Origin of the sequence: Clostridium sp. D5 (assembly GCF_000190355.1) — a bacterium.
Classification (GTDB): domain Bacteria; phylum Bacillota; class Clostridia; order Lachnospirales; family Lachnospiraceae; genus Faecalicatena; species Faecalicatena fissicatena_A.
On record NZ_GL870817.1, the window covers coordinates 39,397 to 55,906 of the forward strand.

Sequence of the window (16,510 nt, forward strand, 5' to 3'; positions counted from 1 at the left end):
ACTCTTTCATATAAAAATGGTATGTTTATCTCACTTTCTGACAGCAGTAGAAAGAAGAAAAGATATGAGTAAATCTATTCTGGTGATGACAGCATATATTCTGTCGGTTTTTTTAATACTTCATCAATCCCTACGGTAGCGGCGCCTAAAAGGACTAAATCCTGTGAATCTTCAATTAGCTTTATCTGGGGTTTACGGGTAAAGAATGACTGTCTTGATTCAAAAGCTTGGTTGATGCCTTCAAGTAAAATGTCTTCACCCAATGCAAGAATATCACTGATAACAACGATATCAGGATCAAAAACAGGCAATAGGGAAATCAAAGCATGTCCCAAATAAACCCCTGTTTCATGGACAATTTTAACAGCAAGTTCATCCTTTTGGCGCATCGCAGAAAAAAAGGACTGGGCAGAGAAACTTTTAAGCTGTTGTAATAAACTATTGGGATACTCCGGCAGTTGTTCTTTTGCAATTTGTTCAATTGAGCGAAAGCTGCAGTATGCATCCAGGCATCCCTTGCTTCCGCAGACGCATTTTCGTCCATTATAATCAATTGTAATATGCCCCAATTCACAAGAATGCCCCCGTTTGCCCGAAAAAATGTGCGAATCTTCTACTAAACCGCCGCCAACTCCTTCGCTGGCAAGAATGTGTAGTGTAATGAGTTTGTGATTGCAATTGGTGTAGAACCACCAGTAACCCAGTGCTCCTGCATCTGCATCATGTTCTATAAAAAGAGGAAGCGCAGTGTGTTCCTGCAGCTTTGCCCGAAGCGAATAGTAAATTCTCTTTTGGGGATCGTTGTTATAAGGCGGAAGCAGGATTGAACCTGTTTCCCTGTAATAAGGGCCGGGTACTGCCATACCGATGGCGACTATCTCGGGGTATTCACTGGTGAAGCTTCTGATCCCATCGATAATCATGTTTGTAATTGATTCAATGTTTTTCAAGTCCATACTTTCAAAAGGAATGGAAATAAGCTGTCCATATGCATTTCCTAAAAAATCATAAGCACATATTTTTAATCGCTGCCAGGATAATTTCACAGCCAATATTTTATACTTATCATAATTGATTGACAATCCGACAGAACGACGCCCCTTTTTACCGGCCACATATCCGGTTTCATAGACGGCCCCGTTTTCAATCAACGAATGAATAATTTTAGTTATAGATGCCTGGGTCAATCCCATATTCTGTCCCAAATCGGTCCGAGAGCAGCCTCTATTCTGAACAATGTAGCGCATTACCTGTGCCCGGTTCAAATCTAATAAATCGTCTAAGTTCTTTCCTGATTTTCCCATTTTCCTACTCCGTTCCATGATTTAAGATGTTACTTTGTTTTCAATACAATGATGCAATGTGATATTGCTTTCTAATATTTTATCCTGTAAGGAAATTAATGTCAACAAGATAAATGATATTAAGTAAAATATTTAACTTAGTTAAATGATTAAACGTTGAATATTGTAAGATATACACAATAAAAACATTTTGAAATAGGATATAATGTACAAAATAAATTTTATAGATTGACTAAATATCGCTCATATGATAGCATTTGAGTTACAAGAGTTAACGCAGTTAATAAATAGAGTTAAAAAAGGAGAAGAATGGTATGAAGAAAAAAATTGTTTCTGTTGTTATGGTGATGGCTCTGGGGATATCCTTGTTTGGATGCGGCAGTGATGGGAAAAGCGACAAGGCTGCAGCGGGGGACGGACAGAAAAGTGAAGCATCAAAAGATGCAGCTGAGGATGATACGTTTAATATTGTATTTATACCGAAAGGTGTGGCTGACTTCTGGAGTATTGTAGCAGGCGGCGTCGAGAAAGCAGCAGAAGATAATGGCATGGAGGCAAAGGTGATTTATCCCGATGAAGAGATTTCTGCCCGCCAGGTGGACACGATGTATGATGTAATTAATTCGAAACCAGATGCTATTATCCTGGCTCCATTGGATATGGATCCACTGGCAGTTGTTTGTGAGGCGGCAGCAGATGAAGGAATTTCGGTTATTTTAGTGGATACCCTGATTTCAAGTGACGATTATGTAAATGCATTTATGACGGATAATAAAGCTGCCGGTGCAGCAGCGGCGGAAGAAATGGCAAAGCAGTTAAATAAGAAAGGGAAGATACATATATTTGGAGGTTCAGCGGCAGCAACAAGTAATATTGCCAGGATTGAAGGGTTTACGGAATACATGGAAAAGAATTGCCCGGATATCGAAATTTTAGGATCTCTCTACAGTGATGCAGACATGGCACTGGCAACATCACAGACCATAGATGTAATTACGGCAAATCCAGACCTGGCAGGAATTTTTGCGGTAGATGAAGTCCGCAGTTCCGGATGCGGGGCAGCACTGACACAGTTAGGTAAGGAAAAAGATATTATTTTGGCTGGCTTTGATGCGAATGAAGATACGGTTCAGCTGATGGAGCAGGGCGTAATTAACTTTATGACGGTTCAACAGCCATATCAGATGGGATATATGGGATTTGAGTCAGCATTGAAAGCGTGCAAAGGCGAAGAACAGGCACATGAGGTCGTTGATACGGGATGTACGGTTGTCACACAGGAAAATATGCAGGAAGAAGACATGCAGCGTATACTGTTTCCACTCAAGTATATTGATTAAATCCTTCCTTAACCGGACGGGCTTGGGATTCTTGGAGGAGATAGTCTGAGTGCGTGCTGCACAGCGGACTGTCTCCGCAAATTAATAGGAGGATTCATCATGGCACCATTATTAAAAATGGAAAATATAAAAAAGACATTTCCAGGGGTGGCCGCACTGCAGAATTTTTCGCTGGAAGTGAATAGAGGAGAAGTCCATGCATTGGTAGGCGAGAATGGGGCGGGTAAATCAACATTGATTAAAATATTGTATGGGGTTTATCAGCCAAATGAGGGCAACATTTATATCGATGGGGAAAAGGTGACAATCACGAATGCATCTGAGGCAATGAAACATGGAATAGGTGTTGTTTTTCAGGAACTGAGTGTCTGCCCGCATCTGGATGTTGCTAATAATATTTTTCTTGGAAGGGTAAAAAATATATGTGGTATTACAGATGATAACTACATAGTAGAAGAGGCGCGTAAAATATTGCAGGATGTGGTGCATTTGGATATTGATCCGACGGCATTGGTTAAATATCTTTCAATAGCCGAACGACAGATGATTGAAATTTCCAGAGTTGTATCTCAGGGATGCAGGATCGTTGTATTTGATGAGCCTACATCATCGCTGACTGACATAGAAATCCGGCATCTGTTTGAAATTATCAGGGATCTGAAGAAGCGGGGAGTGGGAATTGTCTATATCTCCCACCGGATGGAAGAATTGGACGAACTGGCGGACTGCGTCACGGTCATGCGTGATGGGCAGCTTGTTCAGAGCATGAATTATAAGGATACAGATATAGATACCATAATTAAGCTCATGGTTGGAAGGGATATGAATGACATTTATCCGAAATACAAACGAAAAATAGGTGAGGTCATTTTTGAAGCGAACAATATTCGTTATAAAGACAAGCTGGATGTGGGTCATCTGGAAGTCCACGCAGGGGAGATACTGGGAATTGCCGGCCTTGTGGGGTCAGGACGGACAGAAACTATGAGGGCAATATTCGGGGTAGATCCAGTTGACACCAAACAAGTCTTTATTTGTGGAAAAGAGTGCAGTATGAAAAATCCGGAAAGTGCCATAGAGTCTGGATTTGTATATATGACAGAGGATCGTAAGGCAAATGGCGTCGCATTGGGGCTGGATATTCAGGATAACATTACAATGGCTTCCTATAAAAAATTTTCGAAAAAGGGAGTCATGAATGATAAATCTATCAGGGATAATGCAAAAGAATTTGTTGAAAAGCTGCAGATTAAGACACCAAATCTTCAGCAGAAAGTTGGAAACCTGAGCGGAGGAAACCAGCAAAAGGTTATTATTGCGAAGTGGCTTACCAGGAGGGCCAAAGTAATTGTATTTGATGAACCTACCAGGGGAATTGATGTCGGTGCAAAATATGAGATTTATAATATTATGAATGAATTATCAGACCAGGGATTAGCGATTATCATGATTTCTTCTGACTTGCCGGAAGTGCTCGGAATGAGCGATCGGGTGGTGGTATTCCGGAACGGCCGTGTTGCCGGGGAGCTGGATATTTCGGAAGCTGATTCAGAAAAAATCATGCGCCATGCAACCGGATTTGAAGAAATGGACTCGGAGGAAAGTTAAGATGAAAAACCTGACATTGAACAGCAAATATAAAAAATATTTAAATAATATGGGTACGTTAATAATTTTATTGGTGATTTTATTGGTGCTTTGGATCAGCACTCCGAGTTTCAGAAGCGCTGCAAACCTGACACAGACGCTCCTGTCAGCCTCCGTGTATATGCTGTTATCCATGGGGATGTCCTTCATAATCATTACCGGCGGTATTGATTTGTCACTTGGGGCAGTCGTTGGCCTGGCAGGAGGGCTGTTCTGTATCTTTCTTACCTGGAAAGAATCGTTGTTGTTTGCAATAGCAGGAACGATCCTGGTAGGTGTCGTATGCGGGGCGGTCAATGGTTTCATGATTACTAAAATGGAACTGATTCCTTTTATAGCTACTTTGGGCGGACAATGGATTTACAGAGGTATATTAAAATTGTTAAATGATGGGGCAACAATCACATTGCGCGGTGCCGTGAGTGAGAAAACTGTCAAGGCAGTAGATTTCATTGGAAACGGAAGAATTCTCGGGCTTCCAGTTCCGGTCTACATAGTATTTCTTTGTGCGGCGGGTTTAACATTTCTGCTGAAGAAAACAGTATTTGGACGTAATATCTATGCAATTGGAAGTAATGTTGAAGCGGCAAGGATGTCAGGCATTAATGTCGACCGCGTAAAGTTTCTGACCTATATGCTGGGTGGGGCACTGGCAGGCCTGGCAGGTATGATAATGACATGCCGTATGCTTTCTGCACAATCGAATACGGGGCAGAACTACGAATTTGAAGGCATTTTCGCAGCAGTGGTAGGCGGTGTATCCATGGCGGGCGGTGAAGGGTCTGTGATTGGGGCGTTAGTTGGAGCAGCTATTGTAGCAGTATTAAGAAACGGACTGAACCTGAATGGAATCAATTCATTCTGGCAGCAGGTAATCCTGGGAGTTCTGATTGTATTAGTCGTGTATGCGGACAAAAAAGAAGAGTATGTAACAGATAGCGTTTTATTCATTTAAATTAGGAGGAAAGACAGATGGAATTACAGCTTGCATTAGATTTAATTACAAAAGAAGAAGGTTTTGCGTTGGTAAAACAGGTATCAGAATACATAGATGTGGTTGAATTGGGGACTCCCTTTTCCTTTGTAAATCCTATTACGTCAATTAGGGAACTGAAAAAATCAGTGCCTGGTGTGAAAATCCTGGCCGATTTTAAGATTATGGATGGCGGCAGTGAAATTTCTACAATCGCGTTTGAAGCGGGGGCGGATATAACAACTGTATCGGCACGCACTTGGAACGGTACGATCGAACAGACAATTCATGCGGCACGTAAGGCGGGGAAACAGATACTGGTAGATTTAATGGGAGTTCCGGATCAGGAAATAGCCGCAAGGGCAAAAGAGGTAGACGGCCTTAAGCCGGATTATATCTGTGTCCATCGCGCGGTTTCAGTAGCGGGAAGCAGCAGCCCTGAAGAACCGCTGAGAATAGTAAAAGAAGTGGTCAAGAACGCACAGGTCGCAGTTGCGGGGGGGATTACTTGTGAAACCCTGCGGAAAGTGGTTCTTTACAAACCGGATCTGGTCATTGTAGGGGCGTCGATAGCAAATGCCGAGAACCCGTTAGAAGTAGCCAGGGAAATGAAAAAAATCATGGAGGAAGTATAAATGAATGCAGTTGACGTCAGTTTAGAGGAAATTCGGGCCCTGAAAGAAATGATATCAGGAATTGAGGAAGAGGATACGCGGAACCTGATTAGGGAGATTCAGAGAGCAAACAGGATCTTTATCGGCGGAGCAGGGAGAAGCCTGTTATCTATGAAAAACTTTGCTATGCGGCTGATGCAGACGAAACACACAACTTACCTGGTAGGTGAAGTGTGTACGCCCAGTATCCAGGAAGGGGATCTGTTGCTTGTTGCTTCTGGAAAAGGACATACAAAAGTTACACTGGAACTGGTAAAAAAGGCAAAAGGAAATGGGGCAAGAACAGCAGTCCTGACACAGCATCCGGAGGCGCCTGTTCCGCAGGCAGCTGATTGTATTGTAGCGATTCCGGTAACACCCGGGGTCGGTTCGGATGACAGCAATGAATTAGCTTTTACAAAGAAAAACCTGCCGGGAAATATTCCGGAACTTGCCATAACGATTGTTCTGGATGGGATTACCGCTGCCTTAATGGAATCAGACGGACAGGACGGTTCCGTAATTGATTTTATGCATGCCAACTTGGAATAAAAGACATTAAAATAGAGGTGAATAATGAAATATGATGTTGTTGCGATAGGGGAAGCAGTCATCGACTTTACACCTGCGGGAATTTCAGAGACAGGCAATATACTCTACGAAAGCCAGCCGGGAGGGGCCCCCTGCAACATGCTTGCTGCCGTATCAAAACTTGGCGGGAAGACGGCGTTGATGGGGCTGGTTGGAGACGATCCATTGGGAGAAAGCATAAGAGGTACTTTACAGCAGGTTTCGATAGAGGTAAAAGACCTCAAAGTAACGCAAGAGGCGCCAACAGGAATAACAATCGTTAAACTAGATGAACATGGAGAACGGAGATTTTTCTCTGTGCAGTTGAAGAAGTCCTATGAGCTGATTTCAGAAAAAGAAATAGACTATTCATTAGTTGATGAAACCAGAATTGTCTATATATCCGGCGCGATGTTAGGGGCTGACAGCTCCATGACTGCAGCCAAAGTAATTCTGGAGTATCTGCAAAAAAAAAGCCGTAAAGATACCTTAACGTGCTGTGACCTGAACTGGCGCCCATTCCTTTTTGATAAGACATTTGCACAGAGGAAGATATTACCGGTCTTGTCGGAGTTCGATATCCTGAAGTTATCACATGAAGAACTGGAATTGCTTCTTGACACGGTGGATATAGAGGCTGGTGCAAAAAGACTGTTACGTTCAGGCGTGCGTCTTGTGGTCATTACATTAGGGGAAAAAGGCAGCTATTATTGTTTTGACGGCGGAAGTGGGCATGTTTGCTCTTACCAGGTTCCGGTGAAGGATACCAATGCCGCAGGCGATACATTTACGGGTGCTTTGCTGCAAAAGCTATGTCAGCTGAATAAGGAGCTTGGCCAGATAAAAGACGGGGAGATGCGGGAAATATTAGAGTTTGCAAATGCAGCAGGAGCGTCCTGTGCAGCAAAAAACGGTGCAATTTTATCCGTCCCTGAATTGTATGAAGTTGAAAATACCCGCAGGAATCCCCCTTTGCTGCTGGCGGATGAAACAGTTAAAATGATAAGGCAAGGAAATGAAAATGGATAAAAAATATGATATTGTTGCAATTGGAGATTTGATGATTGATTTTACATACACCGGACTGACAGAAGAAGGAATATCTGTCTATGAAAGAAATCCAGGCGGGTCACCAATGAATGTGGCCTCCCAGATTGAGGCTCTCGGTGGTAAGGCTTCCGTTATAGCGACAGTGGGCAATGATGAACATGGTCAATATCTGAAGCGTGTCATGGAAGACCTGGGTGCAGATACATCCAACATTAGATTCTCTGAAGATGCAGGTACGCGAATGCTGTTCGTGCATTTTAAAGAAGGAAATGACAGATATTTTCTGGAATCCAAAAGCAAACGTTCCGATTTGGAAATATACTTTGATCAGATCGATACAGCCTGTATGAAGGAGTGTAAAGTCTTTCTTTATACACCTCTGGCACATGAGATTGAGTATCCTATTTATGAAACCGTTAAACGGCTGCTTGTGCTTGCCCGGGATGAGGGGGCTTTAGTTGCTTATGATCCAAATTATCGCTTTCCATACAAAACGCCGGCGGAGCACATGAGAGTGAAAGAGGCAATCAAGGCGGCTGATATACTGAAATTAACGATTGAAGAGATGCAGATTATCCTTGGAGAAAACGATGCAATTCATGGTATGAAAAATCTTTTAGAGCAGAATGCAAAGATCGTTGCAGTCACAATGGGGGGGGACGGGCTGTCTGCTTGGGAATAAACGGGGAATCGTCTATTGTCCTGCCTATCATGTACAGGCAGAAGATACAACCGGGGCAGGGGACTCTTTCATGGGGGCTTTGCTATATTCTATAACCAGAAATGGATGCTGTGCCGGGATGCTGGAAAAAGAGGAATTGAAGAGTATTGGTCAATTTTGTAATGCCTGTGCCGCAGGCTGTACAATGCAGAGAGGATCTTTGCTGGTGATGCCCGATATGGAAAAAGCATTGAAATTGATGCAGGAAACGCCTGAAAATGATTCGGATTTTGAGAAATGGAGACTCCAATGAAAAAGATTATTAACCAGCCTGAAAGGTTTGTAGATGAAGTAATGGAAGGAATTTATGCGGCCTATGGTGACCGGCTGAAACCAGATGTGAACGATAACAGAGTTCTTTTGAGTAATTATCCGGCGGCAGAGGGGAAAGTTGGAATTGTCACGGGAGGAGGCAGCGGCCATCTGCCGGTGTTTCTTGGATATGTAGGACAGGGAATGCTGGATGGATGTGCAGTGGGAAATGTGTTTGCCTCACCATCTTCAGCGCGCATGGCACAGGCTATCAGGTGCTGCAGCCGCGGGAGGGGAGTGCTTTGTCTTCAGGGAAATTATGGCGGGGATAACATGAACTTTGAAATGGCATGTGAGATAGTAAATTTTGAAGATGAGATTGAGACAAAAATTGTCCGTGTCAATGATGATGTGGCGTCGGCCGTTGCGGATGAATCTTCAAAGCGCCGTGGGGTTGCCGGTATGGTTTATGCGTTCAAAACTGCTGGTGCAGCTGCAGCAAGGATGATGACTCTTGAAGAAGTGGCTGAGATAGCAAAAAAAACCATTGACCGAACGAGAACCATGGGAGTAGCACTCTCACCATGCATTGTTCCGGAAGTGGGGAAAGCAACATTCCAGATTAATGAGAATGAGATTGAGATTGGAATGGGTATCCACGGTGAGCCTGGTATTGAAGTGAAATCGATTATGAGTGCAGATGAGATTGCCAAAGAATTACTTGCAAGGATTCTTTCAGACATGCCGGTAAAACGTGACGGAGAAGTTTCTGTTATGGTAAACGGTCTAGGGGCAACACCTTTAGAAGAGCAGCTGCTCGTATATAGGGCTGTAGAGAAAATATTAGGCTGGCAGGGAATACGCGTTTTTATGCCGCATATCGGCGAATTTGCAACATCTATGGAAATGGCCGGCCTGTCAGTTACTGTTTTGGATTTAGATGAACAACTAAAGGAACTGCTCCGCGATCCCGCTAATACTCCATTTTATACAAGCTTAAATAAATGAGAAAGGAAACCTGCGATGAATAAATTATCTGTATTAAAGGCAATGGAGCGTATAACTGAAAAGATAAAGACGCAGAATGAACTCCTGACAGAGATGGACGCAAGGTTTGGTGACGGTGATTTAGGCGTTTCTATGCTAAGCGGTTTTACAGCAGTATTGAATTTACTGTCAGAGATGCCTGAGGAAGATTTGGGAAAAGTGTTTATGAGATGTGCCGGAAAATTTAATGAAACAGCGCCGTCATCATTAGGGACTATATTATCTTTTGGTATGATGGGAATGGCTAAATCACTCAAAGGAAAGGAAGAAATGGATGCTGCTGAGTTAGCACTGGCAATGAGAAATGGGATTCAGTTGATCACAGAAAAAGCTAAATCTAAGCCAGGTGAAAAAACCATTCTGGATGCCTTAATTCCAGGGGTAGAAGCACTTACAGGGAATGTATCTGAGGCTGACGTTTTTGAGAAGGCTGCACAGGCCGCCGCAAAAGGTGCAGAGAGTACCCGTGATATGCAGGCAGTACATGGCAGAGCGGCTTATTATAAAGAAAAAAGCATTGGTTTTATGGATGGAGGCGCCGTTGTAGGAAAACTGATATTTGAAGGGATTGCGGAGAGGGAATAAAAAGGGCATTTCAGAAGATATAAATGCTGTAACTCTATTCTGGGAAGTGATCTGACTTTTAAAAGAAACAGGAATAGAAACCCTTGAGTAAGGAATTTCTATTCCTGTTTTTATTAAAAGCTAAATCTTTGAACAACTGCTATGTGATGATGATATGATCTCTTACTTGACAGAAAATTGAGTGTCTTCTGCAAATGCCACATCAACCCCCAGATTTAAAAAAGCTTTTCGCTCATCGGGAGAACAAAGATCATCGGTAACAACTAAATCTATTTGTGAGATATCGCACATATGATAAAAACAAGTTTTATTAATCTTATTATGATCGCATAATAAGACCACTTTCTTTGCCTTTTCAGAGATCTTTTGTTTGATTAAAGCTCTGGTCATATCTGTTGTCATTGTTAAAGTGACACCGGATGTACTGACCCCGTTTGCAGAAGTTAGATAATAATCAGGATGAATATTTTCATAGTATTCTAAGGTCCAAGCACAGTCAAAGGTGTCTGAGGGGATGCTGTATGAGCCCCCTGGCATACTTAAATAAATATGGGGATTCTGAGAAAGTGCTTCAGCATTTAATAGCGAATTAGTAATAATGTTTAAATCAAAATCAATATTTGACAGTTGTCGTGCGAGCGCCAGGCAGGTAGAGCCCATATCCAGGATTATAGATTGACCCGGTTTGATAATGTTGGTCACAACATATTCAGCTATTAATTCTTTTTCGGAGCGGGCATACTCTAGATGTTCTTTCATCGGTATACAGCCATAAGTATCATCTAATGTGGCAGCACCACCGAAAATTCTTTTGATGAGTTTCATACGGTCCAGTTCTCTTAGGTCATTGCGGATTGTAGCGGAACTACAGTTTAGTTCATTGCAGAGTTCGGCAGTACTCATAGATTTATTTTTAAGTAATAAATATAATATTCTGTTCTGCCGAACTCCTTTTTTAGAAAACGCATAATCCTGCAGTTCGAGCTGATTAGCTTCATTAATTATTTCCATTGCGTCCTCCTGCCTGTTAATTATAATAAATTTATAATATGATTATTTTTAAATACTGTCAAGAAAATTGTTGACTTCGCTAAAAATAATAGCGTTTTTATATTAAGTTATTAATTAAGGCGTTCTAGAATCCATTCAGCTGAACTGCGGGTTGCTTCTTCCGGATTATATTCATATGGACTTTTTATTTCTATGGTGATATAAGATTTATAATTTATATCACTAAGCACATGAAGGATTTCATCTAAATCCATATCTCCACTGCCGGGGATAAGATGATTTTTTGGCTGAGTGGTAATACAATCACTAAAATGAAAGTGATGTATACGTTCGGGCCCGATATTTTTAACGGCAGTGTGTATATCTTCATTGCAGTGTGCGAGACATAGCGTATCAATCATACCTGTAAGGTTCGGAGAGCCTATTTCAGCAACCATTTTGGCGATTTGACTGCTGCTATTAAGAATAGTGGCCAGTTTATGGGCCGCTTCCATGGTGATTGTTACACCATAACCCTCTGCGATATCTGCCAGATAGTTCAGGGAGTCAACGGAACGCTGCCATGTCTTATTGTAATCACAATCTAATAAATTGAACCCGGCATGGAATTGTACAGTAGGGCATTCTAACTCATTCGCGTATTGGATGCATTTTGCATAGGTTTTAATACTGCGGCTGCGTGCTATTGGATCTTCAGCGGCTATATTGATAGGGTATTTTCCGTTTTCGGGTGTAAGGCATATGGGATGCATGCCATGTGTTCCGAGATTCTTTTTTAAAGCTGCCACATGTGGCAAATCTGCATCATCTATATGGAAATGTGGATAGCAGCAGTAAAGCTCGATAGCTGTGGCCCCAAGATGCTGTAAAGAATCAAGAGTATAGTTAAATGAATGCTTATAATAAGGATAATTAGACAATGCTAATTGTTTTTTTCTAAGGGTCATAAGTCTACCTCCAAATTGTGTTTGAATATTGTTCTATATACTGTTTAACTTCTGCTTCACAGGGAACAGAAGGCTGTCCGCCCGCCCTGGATACACATATGGCACCGGCGGCATTGGCATATCTAATAGCGTTATGTATGGAATCATTTTTACATAAATGTATGGCAAGCTCTGCTGTGAATGAATCCCCGGCAGCTGTGGAATCAATGGCTTTTGCGGGGTAGGCGGGGAATAGTATTCCCTGCTTTCCATCATATAGATAGGAACCACGTGAACCGAGCTTTAGTATTATATATTGTGCATTTGTTTCTAAATATAATTTTTGGGAGGCCTTTAGCGCTGCCTCCTCGTCGGTGACAGAAATACCCGTTAAAGCCGATGTTTCTTCTTCATTTGGTGTGATGACAAAAAGGTTTTTCAAACGGTTCAGGGGGATGGGCTTGGCGGGGCCTGCGTCAAGTATAACGGGAATTCCTTTCACCTTTGCTGAATCAAGGGTTCTGTATACGGTTTCTAATGGCATTTCCAATTGCATGACTATCATATTAAAATCAAAACTCATAATAATATTTTCCACATATTCAGGCATAAGTGAAGCATTTGCGCCCAGCACATTTGCACCGATATAAGATCCATCCTTTCGGTTTAACATTACCGACATGCCTGTCTGAAGCAGTGGGTCTATATGAATAAAATCGGTATTTACACCGAGTTTTCTCAGGCTGGCCAGCTGATTTTGACCATATTCATCATTACCAATACAGCCTGCAATATAGGTATCTGCTCCAAGAAGAGAAAGTGCAGATGCCTGATTTGCGCCTTTTCCGCCATTGGCAGTAGTATACTGTGCAAAAACCATGCCATTACAGTTTATTCCCTCCTCTAAAATATCGTGATATATAATGTCATGATTAATACTGCCGACTACTAATATTTTGGGTCGCTCCATAATATCACCTGCTTTCTTTCTCTTTATCAAAATTTTCATAAGTGCTTTTTAATTTTAAAATCATTTCTTTTTTATTTTCTGCCTGTGCGATACAACTGCCGGCAATTATGATGGCTGGCTCATATTGCTTAAGTTCCCTTATATTATTCAGATTAATCTTTCCGGCAATAGAAATATGGCTTTTGTCCATCACATTACATACACTTTGGATTCTTTGGATAGATCTCTCAAAGTCGTAGGCGTCAGTTGCATTATGTAAACAAACATATTCAGCGCCCATTTTTATCACGTTAACAGCGCGCTCGGCGACATCGGGAATGCGCATCATATCAACTATTACAGATTTTTTATGACGTTTAGCGCTTTTAATAACATCTCCTATAGTCTCATCATGGGAAAAACCCATGACTGTAACAAAGTCTGCCCCTGCTTCAAACGCTATGTTTGCAATGAGATTACCGCCATCACATATTTTATAATCCGCAACGACCTTAACAGCAGGATAAAGCTTTTTGGTTTCAATGATTAAGCTGGTTCCATAACGGAGTGCAGTAGGGGTACCAATTTCGATAATATCAACGACATCGTGAATCGTGTTAAGGATTTTAAAGTATTCATCTGAAGTAACATCATCAAAAGCACATTGTAGTTTCATAGTTAACTCTCCTTTTTTAATATGAAAATTATTTAGTTGTATTTTTAACTTCTAAGCTAAATATAGTAATAAAATAACGATTTGTCAAGAAAAAACAAAAAAACAATCAGAAAACAATAATTTAATAATTAAAAACGCGTAAAAACATTGAAAATACAATCATATGACAATTAAACGATAAAAATTAGAGAAAAATATTGACGAATTATCAAAAGGATGTTAACATATAAAATATCAACAAATAAACAAAATAATACGTAACCAATAAAAAGGCATTGTATAACAAAAGGAAATGGAGAGCTATTATGAAGAGTATTTTGTCAATGAATCATATTTGCAAACAATTTCCGGGAGTGAAAGCACTAAATGATGTAAGCCTGGAAATTAAGGAGGGGGAGGTGCATGCAATAGTTGGCGAGAACGGAGCAGGAAAATCCACATTAATGAAAATACTGGCCGGGATTTACCGACCAGATTCAGGGGAAATTATTCTGGATGGAAAACCGGTCAGATTTAGTGCTTCAGTGGATGCACTGAAGCATGGGGTTGCAATGGTTCATCAGGAATTAATGCCAGTTTTAGATATGAGTATAGCTGAGAATATTTTTCTGGGAAGGGAACCCGTTTTTGCAAAAACTGGGATCGTAAATAACAAACAGATGATAGAAGAAGCAAAAAAATTGCTTAAAGAGCTTCATGTTGATATTGATCCTAAACGGGAAATGCGATCGCTAAACGTTGCACAGATGCAGCTGGTAGAAATTGCAAAGGCGATATCATGTAATGCAAAAATTATTATTATGGATGAACCTACGTCAGCTATCACACAAAAAGAATGTGATAATCTTTTTCTACATATAGAAAAACTGAAAAAAGATAAGGTGTCTATTATTTATATTTCACATAAACTGGATGAGATATTTGAAATCTGTGACAGAATAACTGTTTTACGTGATGGGAATTTTATCAGTGTAAATAAAGTAAATGAAATCGATGTGAATTCTATGATTACAGAAATGGTGGGCCGGAAAATGGAAATGATTTATCCGGAGGGTTCATCTGTTTTAGGTGAGGTTTTATTAGAAGTTAAGAATATTGACATTCCAGGGCTGCTCCATAATATTAGTTTCAATGTCCGGCATGGTGAGATACTTGGCATAGCGGGGCTAATGGGAGCAGGAAGAACAGAACTGGTAGAGTGTATTTTTGGAATGAGGAGAAAGGAAGGCGGAGAAGTTTTTAAAGATGGAAAGTCTTTAAATATTCAAAAACCAATTGAGGCAATTAGAAATGGAATTGCACTGGTGCCTGAAGACCGTAAGAGTACGGGGTTGAATTTAATTGCAGATGTTGAAGAAAATATAGCTATGGCAAGCCTTGATAAATACACCAAATATGGGATTGTAAATCAAAGAAAAATACGTAGTGACTGTGATGATATGATCGACCAGTTAAATATAAAAACAACGGGCTACACACAAATCGTAGATAGTTTATCTGGCGGAAACCAACAAAAGATCGTTTTTGGAAAATGGCTTTTAACAGATAGCGATGTGATCATACTGGATGATCCGACTCGGGGAATAGATGTTCATGCAAAATATGAAATTTATACAATTATACGGAAATTATCCCAGCTGGGGAAAGGGATTATTATGATTTCCTCAGAAATGCCGGAAATTATAGGAATTTGTGATAGGGCGATAGTAATGTATGAAGGCAGAATTACAGGTGAAATCAAAAAAGGAGAGCTTTCACAGGAACTGATTATGAGATATGCTTCTGGGATTACAGACTGATTAAGTATTTGGAGGGAACATAAAATGAATAAAACATTTATCAACAAGTGTAGTCTGACTTTTTCTAAATTTGGCATAATTATTGCGTTTGCAGCAGTATTTATTGTACTGAGTTTTGCCAGCCCATTTTTTTTGACACTATCTAATATGGTAACAGTTTTAAGGCAAATTTCATTTAACGGGATTGTTGCCCTTGGTATGACTTTTATAATTATTACCGGGGGGATTGATTTATCAGTAGGTTCACTATTATGTCTGGCGGGTTTAGTTTCAGCACACTATTCAGTGGCAGGTTCCGAAACAGAGATGCCGGTACTAATTGCAATATTAGCGGGAGTATTAGTTTCAACTGCTTTCGGGTTAATGAATGGTCTGCTGGTTGCAAAAGGAAAATTACCGCCCTTTATAGTAACGATGGCTACGATGACAATTGTGCGGGGAATAGCGCTGGTGTATTCTGATGGGCGCCCTATTACCGGATTTAATGAGTCATATAAAGCTATTGGCCAGGGAAATGTACTTAATGTTCCTATACCGGTTGCTATATTTATTGTTATGCTTCTAGTGTCCGGTGTTCTTTTAAAATATACAAGATTTGGCCGTCATGTTTATGCTTTAGGAGGAAACGAGAATGCAGCGATTGCTTCCGGAATTAATACAGCAAAAATTCAAACTATGGTTTATGTGATTGGAGGTGTAATGTGTGGTATTGCGGGCGTTGCTCTGACATCCCGATTGAATGCGGCTTCTCCACAAGCTGCGGAGGGATATGAACTGGATGCAATTGCTTCCGTTGTTATTGGAGGCACCAGCCTTTCTGGAGGCAGAGGAGGAGTAACGGGGACGATCATAGGCGTGCTGTTAATTGGTATCATCGGAAATGGCTTGGATATTTTAAATGTTTCTTCTTATTATCAGAAAATCATAAAGGGATGTATTATATTATTAGCGGTGTTTCTTGACCGTAAAAATATTAAGTCATAGAATCCCTTTTGGATTAAGCAATG

The 16,510-nt window shown here is 40.9% G+C and carries 17 protein-coding genes; 12 read left to right on the forward strand and 5 right to left on the reverse strand.

Annotation, left to right across the window (positions count from 1 at the left end; translation table 11 throughout):
* Positions 1 to 74: 74 nt before the first annotated feature.
* Positions 75 to 1,304, reverse strand: coding sequence for an ROK family transcriptional regulator (locus HMPREF0240_RS17650; protein ID WP_009004778.1), 1,230 nt, complete (start codon positions 1,302 to 1,304; stop codon positions 75 to 77).
* A 314-nt stretch (positions 1,305 to 1,618) separates the two neighbouring features.
* On the opposite strand from HMPREF0240_RS17650, the gene HMPREF0240_RS17655 reads away from it, so the two are divergent.
* From HMPREF0240_RS17655 to HMPREF0240_RS17700, 10 genes are all read left to right on the forward strand, one after another.
* Positions 1,619 to 2,644 (forward strand): ABC transporter substrate-binding protein, encoded by a 1,026-nt coding sequence (locus HMPREF0240_RS17655; RefSeq protein WP_035314052.1) that lies wholly within the window; start codon positions 1,619 to 1,621, stop codon positions 2,642 to 2,644.
* A 99-nt stretch (positions 2,645 to 2,743) separates the two neighbouring features.
* Complete coding sequence (locus HMPREF0240_RS17660) at positions 2,744 to 4,252, forward strand: sugar ABC transporter ATP-binding protein (protein WP_242833358.1); 1,509 nt, start codon at positions 2,744 to 2,746, stop codon at positions 4,250 to 4,252.
* A gap of 1 nt (position 4,253) precedes the next feature.
* Positions 4,254 to 5,246, forward strand: a complete 993-nt coding sequence (locus tag HMPREF0240_RS17665) for an ABC transporter permease (RefSeq protein WP_009004781.1) — start codon at positions 4,254 to 4,256, stop codon at positions 5,244 to 5,246.
* Between the two features lie 17 nt (positions 5,247 to 5,263).
* A complete protein-coding gene (gene hxlA, locus HMPREF0240_RS17670; RefSeq protein ID WP_035314054.1) occupies positions 5,264 to 5,899 on the forward strand; it encodes a 3-hexulose-6-phosphate synthase in 636 nt (211 codons plus the stop codon).
* Positions 5,900 to 6,469, forward strand: a complete 570-nt coding sequence (locus HMPREF0240_RS17675) for an SIS domain-containing protein (RefSeq protein WP_050794568.1) — start codon at positions 5,900 to 5,902, stop codon at positions 6,467 to 6,469.
* Between the two features lie 24 nt (positions 6,470 to 6,493).
* Positions 6,494 to 7,516, forward strand: a complete 1,023-nt coding sequence (locus HMPREF0240_RS17680) for a PfkB family carbohydrate kinase (RefSeq protein WP_009004782.1) — start codon at positions 6,494 to 6,496, stop codon at positions 7,514 to 7,516.
* Entirely contained in the window at positions 7,509 to 8,219 is a 711-nt protein-coding gene (locus HMPREF0240_RS25235) for a PfkB family carbohydrate kinase (protein ID WP_035314056.1), read from the forward strand. Before HMPREF0240_RS17680 ends, HMPREF0240_RS25235 begins: the two co-directional genes overlap by 8 nt.
* On the forward strand, positions 8,164 to 8,511 hold the full coding sequence (locus HMPREF0240_RS25240; RefSeq protein WP_083806340.1) for a PfkB family carbohydrate kinase: 348 nt from the start codon (positions 8,164 to 8,166) through the stop codon (positions 8,509 to 8,511). The genes HMPREF0240_RS25235 and HMPREF0240_RS25240 overlap by 56 nt, the downstream gene beginning before the upstream one ends.
* Positions 8,508 to 9,518 (forward strand): dihydroxyacetone kinase subunit DhaK, encoded by a 1,011-nt coding sequence (locus tag HMPREF0240_RS17695; protein WP_009004785.1) that lies wholly within the window; start codon positions 8,508 to 8,510, stop codon positions 9,516 to 9,518. The genes HMPREF0240_RS25240 and HMPREF0240_RS17695 overlap by 4 nt, the downstream gene beginning before the upstream one ends.
* Positions 9,519 to 9,533: 15 nt before the next feature.
* The gene (locus HMPREF0240_RS17700; RefSeq protein WP_009004786.1) at positions 9,534 to 10,142 is read left to right on the forward strand and encodes a dihydroxyacetone kinase subunit L; all 609 of its coding nucleotides are present in this window, start codon (positions 9,534 to 9,536) and stop codon (positions 10,140 to 10,142) included.
* A gap of 162 nt (positions 10,143 to 10,304) precedes the next feature.
* Here the strand turns inward: HMPREF0240_RS17700 and HMPREF0240_RS17705 are convergent, their stop codons facing one another.
* The 4 genes from HMPREF0240_RS17705 to HMPREF0240_RS17720 all read right to left on the reverse strand — a co-directional run bounded on the left by HMPREF0240_RS17705 (position 10,305) and on the right by HMPREF0240_RS17720 (position 13,704).
* Positions 10,305 to 11,153 (reverse strand): DeoR/GlpR family DNA-binding transcription regulator, encoded by an 849-nt coding sequence (locus tag HMPREF0240_RS17705; RefSeq protein ID WP_009004787.1) that lies wholly within the window; start codon positions 11,151 to 11,153, stop codon positions 10,305 to 10,307.
* 110 nt (positions 11,154 to 11,263) lie between these two features.
* Entirely contained in the window at positions 11,264 to 12,100 is an 837-nt protein-coding gene (locus tag HMPREF0240_RS17710; RefSeq protein ID WP_009004788.1) for a sugar phosphate isomerase/epimerase family protein, read from the reverse strand.
* Between the two features lie 4 nt (positions 12,101 to 12,104).
* Positions 12,105 to 13,049 (reverse strand): ribokinase, encoded by a 945-nt coding sequence (locus HMPREF0240_RS17715; RefSeq protein ID WP_009004789.1) that lies wholly within the window; start codon positions 13,047 to 13,049, stop codon positions 12,105 to 12,107.
* A gap of 4 nt (positions 13,050 to 13,053) precedes the next feature.
* Positions 13,054 to 13,704 (reverse strand): orotidine 5'-phosphate decarboxylase / HUMPS family protein, encoded by a 651-nt coding sequence (locus HMPREF0240_RS17720; RefSeq protein ID WP_009004790.1) that lies wholly within the window; start codon positions 13,702 to 13,704, stop codon positions 13,054 to 13,056.
* Positions 13,705 to 14,009: 305 nt separating this feature from the next.
* Between HMPREF0240_RS17720 and HMPREF0240_RS17725 the strand changes: the two genes are divergently transcribed.
* Complete coding sequence (locus HMPREF0240_RS17725; RefSeq protein WP_035314058.1) at positions 14,010 to 15,503, forward strand: sugar ABC transporter ATP-binding protein; 1,494 nt, start codon at positions 14,010 to 14,012, stop codon at positions 15,501 to 15,503.
* Between the two features lie 24 nt (positions 15,504 to 15,527).
* Positions 15,528 to 16,487 (forward strand): ABC transporter permease, encoded by a 960-nt coding sequence (locus tag HMPREF0240_RS17730; protein WP_009004792.1) that lies wholly within the window; start codon positions 15,528 to 15,530, stop codon positions 16,485 to 16,487.
* The last annotated feature ends 23 nt before the right edge of the window (positions 16,488 to 16,510 follow it).

Excerpts from the sequence above, each read along its gene's own strand:
- HMPREF0240_RS17650 (WP_009004778.1), bottom strand. The coding sequence starts at position 1,304 with ATGGGAAAATCAGGAAAGAACTTAGACGATTTATTAGATTTGAACCGG.
- HMPREF0240_RS17655 (WP_035314052.1), top strand. The coding sequence starts at position 1,619 with ATGAAGAAAAAAATTGTTTCTGTTGTTATGGTGATGGCTCTGGGGATA.
- HMPREF0240_RS17660 (WP_242833358.1), top strand. The coding sequence starts at position 2,744 with ATGGCACCATTATTAAAAATGGAAAATATAAAAAAGACATTTCCAGGG.
- HMPREF0240_RS17665 (WP_009004781.1), top strand. The coding sequence starts at position 4,254 with ATGAAAAACCTGACATTGAACAGCAAATATAAAAAATATTTAAATAAT.
- hxlA (WP_035314054.1), top strand. The coding sequence starts at position 5,264 with ATGGAATTACAGCTTGCATTAGATTTAATTACAAAAGAAGAAGGTTTT.
- HMPREF0240_RS17675 (WP_050794568.1), top strand. The coding sequence starts at position 5,900 with ATGAATGCAGTTGACGTCAGTTTAGAGGAAATTCGGGCCCTGAAAGAA.
- HMPREF0240_RS17680 (WP_009004782.1), top strand. The coding sequence starts at position 6,494 with ATGAAATATGATGTTGTTGCGATAGGGGAAGCAGTCATCGACTTTACA.
- HMPREF0240_RS25235 (WP_035314056.1), top strand. The coding sequence starts at position 7,509 with ATGGATAAAAAATATGATATTGTTGCAATTGGAGATTTGATGATTGAT.
- HMPREF0240_RS25240 (WP_083806340.1), top strand. The coding sequence starts at position 8,164 with ATGCAAAGATCGTTGCAGTCACAATGGGGGGGGACGGGCTGTCTGCTT.
- HMPREF0240_RS17695 (WP_009004785.1), top strand. The coding sequence starts at position 8,508 with ATGAAAAAGATTATTAACCAGCCTGAAAGGTTTGTAGATGAAGTAATG.
- HMPREF0240_RS17700 (WP_009004786.1), top strand. The coding sequence starts at position 9,534 with ATGAATAAATTATCTGTATTAAAGGCAATGGAGCGTATAACTGAAAAG.
- HMPREF0240_RS17705 (WP_009004787.1), bottom strand. The coding sequence starts at position 11,153 with ATGGAAATAATTAATGAAGCTAATCAGCTCGAACTGCAGGATTATGCG.
- HMPREF0240_RS17710 (WP_009004788.1), bottom strand. The coding sequence starts at position 12,100 with ATGACCCTTAGAAAAAAACAATTAGCATTGTCTAATTATCCTTATTAT.
- HMPREF0240_RS17715 (WP_009004789.1), bottom strand. The coding sequence starts at position 13,049 with ATGGAGCGACCCAAAATATTAGTAGTCGGCAGTATTAATCATGACATT.
- HMPREF0240_RS17720 (WP_009004790.1), bottom strand. The coding sequence starts at position 13,704 with ATGAAACTACAATGTGCTTTTGATGATGTTACTTCAGATGAATACTTT.
- HMPREF0240_RS17725 (WP_035314058.1), top strand. The coding sequence starts at position 14,010 with ATGAAGAGTATTTTGTCAATGAATCATATTTGCAAACAATTTCCGGGA.
- HMPREF0240_RS17730 (WP_009004792.1), top strand. The coding sequence starts at position 15,528 with ATGAATAAAACATTTATCAACAAGTGTAGTCTGACTTTTTCTAAATTT.